Source organism: Streptomyces sp. NPDC056948 (assembly GCF_042674225.1).
Taxonomy (GTDB): domain Bacteria; phylum Actinomycetota; class Actinomycetes; order Streptomycetales; family Streptomycetaceae; genus Streptomyces; species Streptomyces purpurascens.
Map to the genome: position 1 here is coordinate 1 of NZ_JBHUQX010000606.1, position 4121 is coordinate 4121.

A 4121-nucleotide genomic window follows, 5' to 3' on the forward strand; every position below is an offset into this window, starting at 1 on the left:
GGCGGACCGCCTCACCGGGACACGGCGTTCGCACAGGGCACGGCGTCACAGGCCGGCGATCACCTCGCGCAGCGCCTCGATCACCTTCTCCTGGACGTGCCGCGGCAGCGAGGGGTACATCGGCAGCGAGAAGATCTCCTTCGCCAGCCGCTCGGTCACCGGCAGATCGCCCTCGTGGTAGCCGAGGTGCGCGAAGCCGGACATCGTGTGCACCGGCCAGGGGTAGCTGATGTTCAGCTCGATGTCGTACGCCTTGAGCCGCTCGATGATCCGGTCCCGCTCGGGGTGGCGGACCACGTGGACGTAGTGGACGTGATCATTGCCCACCGCGTTCGCGGGCAGGACCAGGCCGGTGTCCCCCAGCCCCTCCGCATAGCGTCGTGCCACGCGCCGCCGGCCCTCGACGTAGCTGTCGAGGCGCCGTAGCTTGCGGCGGAGGATCTCGGCCTGGACCTCGTCGAGGCGGCTGTTGTGCCCGGGGGTCTGGACAACGTAGTACCTGTCCTCCATGCCGTAGTAGCGCAGCCGGCGCAGCTCCCCGTCCGTGCCGGCGTCGTGGGTGACCACCGCGCCGCCGTCGCCGTACGCCCCGAGGACCTTCGTCGGGTAGAAGGAGAAGGCCGCGGCGTCGCCCATGGTCCCGGCGAGCCGGCCGTGGTGGCGGGCGCCGTGGGCCTGGGCGCAGTCCTCCAGGACCTTCAGGCCGTGGCGCTCCGCGAAGGCGGTCACCGCGGCCATGTCGACGCACTGCCCGTACAGGTGCACCGGCACGATCGCCGTGGTCCGCTCGGTGAGCGCGTCCTCGAGCAGGTCGGTGCGCATGAGGTAGTCCTCCTCGCGCACGTCGACGAAGACCGGCCGGGCTCCCACGGCGTCGATGGCCAGGACCGTGGGGGCGGCCGTGTTGGACACCGTGAGCACGTCGTCGCCCGGTTTCACGCCGAGCGCCTGGAGGCCGAGGACTATGGCGTTGGTGCCGTTGTCGACGCCGACGCAGTGCGGCTGCCCGTGGTAGGCGGCGAACTCCTGCTCGAAGCCGGAGACGCTCTGTCCGAGGACGAGCTGACCGGACTGGAACACCGTGTCGACGGCGTCGAGGAGTTCCTCACGCTCCTCGGCGTACTCCCGCAGATAGTCCCAGACGTAGGTGGTCATCGCCCGGACACCTCCCGCTCCTTGACTCCGGTGAAGAGGCCGCGGCCGGTCGGCGGGCCCGGCTGGTACGTGACGGAGCAGCCGGCGTCCTTGAACGCCTGCTCGTACTCCTCACGCGTGAACAGGGTCAGTACGTCGATCTCGGTGAAGGTCCGGATACCCGACGGCTCGCCGACGAGGAATTGGACCTCCATCCGGGTCGCGCGTCCCTGGAGGGTGGAGTGGGAGATCCGGGCGACGGTCCGATCTCCCTCGCGGGCCAGGTCCCCGGCCACGAACCCCTCCTTGAACTGCTCGGGGAACCACCAGGGTTCGATGACCAGCGCGCCGCCCGGTTCGAGGTGACGGGCCATCGAGGCCACGGCGGAGCGCATCTCCTCGACGCTGCCCAGATAGCCGATGGCACAGAACATGCAGGTGACGACGGAGTACCGGCGGCCGAGGTCGAAGTCGCGCATGTCGCCCTCGTGGATGGTCAGGCCGGGCCACCGCTCGAGCGCCAGATCACGCATCGGCGCCGCGATCTCCAGGCCCTCCGCCGTGGCGAAGAGCTTGCTGAAGGGGCCGAGATGGGCGGCGGTGCCACAGGCCACGTCGAGCAGCGTGTCGGCGCCCGGGGCGTGCCCGCGTGCCACGGCCGCGATGTCCTCGGCCTCCGCCGCCCAGTCCTTGCCCCGGCTGCGGTACACCGTCTCGTAGACCTCGGCGAGGTCGGTGCTGTACATGGTTTCTCCTCGGGTCAGGGGCTGGTCAGGGGGGCCTGGTCGTCGACGAGGGCGACCGCGCGCGCCCAGCCGGCCCCGGCGCCGGCGATCTTCACCGGGAAGCAGGCCACCTGGAAGCCGTACGGTGCGGGCAGCTCCTCGAGGCCCGCGAGCCGCTCGATCTGGCAGTACTCCCGGTGGCGTCCGGCGACATGGGCCGGCCAGAGCACGGCGGGGTCCCCGGTCCGCCGGTACTCGGCGATGATCGTGGTGAACGGCGCGTCCAGGCTGAACGCGTCGGTGCCGACCACCCGGATGCCCGCGTCGAGCAGGAAGGCGATGGCACTCGCGTCGAGACCGACGAAGTCGGTGAAGTACCGGCTCGTGCCGGACCACGCGGAGGCTCCGGTGTTGAGGAGCACGATGTCGGACGGGGCGAGTGTGTAACCGATCCGGTCGAGTTCCTTGCGCAGGTCCGCCGCGTCGACCACACCGGCCTCGCGGCCCCGGACGTCCAGGACGACTCCGGGGGCGAGGAACCACTCCAGCGGCATCGCGTCGATGTGCCGGGGCACGCCGGTGCCGTACGTCGTCCGGGAGCCGTAGTGCGAGGGCGCGTCGACGTGCGTGCCGGTGTGGGTGGTCAGACTCAGCCGGTCCAGCGAGAGGAACTCGCCGTCCGGCAGGTCGTCGGGGTCGAACTCGATGTCGAAGTGGCGCCGCATCTCGTCGCGCATGTGCAGCGCGCCCTCGCGTGGGGACATCACCTCGTGGACCACGGGGTCCGGTTCGAACGAGCCGGCGTCCACCGGCGAGGACAGGTCAATGATGCGCACGGTCACCTCCTGGACGACCAAGCCAGCCTGGCCGCAGCCGCTCGGAAGGCATTGGAAGACCGCTCGACGACCGCACGGCCGCCTCGAGCGGGATTCGACAGCGGTGCGACAGAGGTGCGCCAGGGTCGGGCGTCGAGGACCGACACGCGGGACCGTCGCAGGGGAGGCCGTTCGTGAACAGCACCGACATCCAGCAGTTCTACGCCCGCCACATGCAGTTGCTCGACGGCGGTGCCGCCGAGGCGTGGGCCGGCACGTTCACGCCCGACGCCGTCTTCAAGGCCCCGTCGATGACGGAGCCCGTCCGGGGCCGGGACGGCATCGCCGCCGGCGCGCGGGCGGCGGTCGAGGGGCGGGCCGCGGCCGGGGAGACGCACCGCCACTGGGTGACCATGACGACCGCCCGGAGCACCGGTGCCGGGATCGAGACCGTCTCGTACGTGCAGATCCTGGCCACGCCGCGGGGCGGCGCCCCGCGCCTGGAACTGTCCTGCGTGATGCGCGACCGGCTGGTCCGGCGGGACGGCGAACTGCTCGTGGCGGAGCGGCACATCACCCGGGACGACCGGCCGGCGGGCTGACCTCGACCCGGCTTCGAGCCCTCGTCAGTAGCGTCCCGGCATGACTCCTAGGACTGTGATCATCACTGGTGGCGGCACCGGAATCGGCCGTGCGACGGCCCGCCGCTTCGCCGGGCAGGGAGACCGTGTCCTGGTCGTGGGCCGCACCGCCGCCGCCCTCGACGAGACGGCCGAGGGCCACGACGCCATCCGCACCCTGGTGGCGGACATCACCGAGCCGGGGGCCGGCGAAACGGTGGTGGAAACGGCGCTGCGGGCGTTCGGGCGGGTGGACGTGCTGGTCAACAACGCCGGGACCGGCACGTTCGCGCCGCTCGCCAAACTCGACCGGGCCGCGACCGAGCGTCAGGTCGCCGTCAACCTGATCGCCCCGGCCTTCGTGGCACAGGCCGCGCTGGAGGCCCTGGAGGCGACCGGCGGCACCATCGTCAACGTCAGCTCGGCCGGCTCGCTGGGCATCCAGGGGTTCCCCGACAACTCGGTCTACTGGGCGACGAAGGCGGCGCTGAACCACTTCACCCGCACCTGGGCCGTCGAGCTGGCGCCGCGCGGTATCCGGGTGGTGTCGGTGGCCCCGGGCGTGACCGACACCGGCATCGGTGAGCGCGTCGGCATGTCCGCCGAGCAGTACCAGGGGTTCCTGGGACAGCTCGCCGAGCGGATCCCGCTCGGACGGGTGGCCACGCCCGACGACGTCGCCTGGTGGATCACCGCGCTGGCCGACCCCGAGGGCCGCTACATGACGGGCGCGGTCGTCCCGGTCGACGGCGGTCTCTCCCTCACCTGACCGCCCGGGCGGCCGGGCCGCGCAACGCCTTCGGGCCGCACCGTCCGCCGGTGCGGCC

The 4121-nt window shown here is 71.8% G+C and carries 5 protein-coding genes; 2 read left to right on the top strand and 3 right to left on the bottom strand.

The features are described 5' to 3' along the window. Positions 1-45: 45 nt before the first annotated feature. Genes ACFTZL_RS42020 through ACFTZL_RS42030 form a run of 3 tightly spaced genes read right to left on the bottom strand, consistent with a single transcriptional unit; the run spans position 46 to position 2695 of the window. Positions 46-1155: a DegT/DnrJ/EryC1/StrS family aminotransferase gene (locus tag ACFTZL_RS42020; protein WP_382595016.1), complete on the bottom strand. Its 1110-nt coding sequence runs from the start codon at positions 1153-1155 to the stop codon at positions 46-48. Beyond that, positions 1152-1880 (bottom strand): class I SAM-dependent methyltransferase, encoded by a 729-nt coding sequence (locus ACFTZL_RS42025; RefSeq protein ID WP_382595019.1) that lies wholly within the window; start codon positions 1878-1880, stop codon positions 1152-1154. The genes ACFTZL_RS42020 and ACFTZL_RS42025 overlap by 4 nt, the downstream gene beginning before the upstream one ends. Positions 1881-1894: 14 nt before the next feature. After that, positions 1895-2695 carry a cyclase family protein gene (locus ACFTZL_RS42030; protein WP_382595021.1) on the bottom strand — a complete coding sequence of 267 codons (801 nt, stop codon included), beginning with the start codon at positions 2693-2695 and terminating at the stop codon, positions 1895-1897. 173 nt (positions 2696-2868) lie between these two features. Here ACFTZL_RS42030 and ACFTZL_RS42035 point away from each other — a divergent pair, with 173 nt between their 5' ends. Next, entirely contained in the window at positions 2869-3276 is a 408-nt protein-coding gene (locus ACFTZL_RS42035) for a nuclear transport factor 2 family protein (protein WP_382595024.1), read from the top strand. Positions 3277-3331: 55 nt separating this feature from the next. Continuing rightward, complete coding sequence (locus ACFTZL_RS42040; protein ID WP_382595027.1) at positions 3332-4063, top strand: SDR family NAD(P)-dependent oxidoreductase; 732 nt, start codon at positions 3332-3334, stop codon at positions 4061-4063. Positions 4064-4121 lie beyond the last annotated feature (58 nt).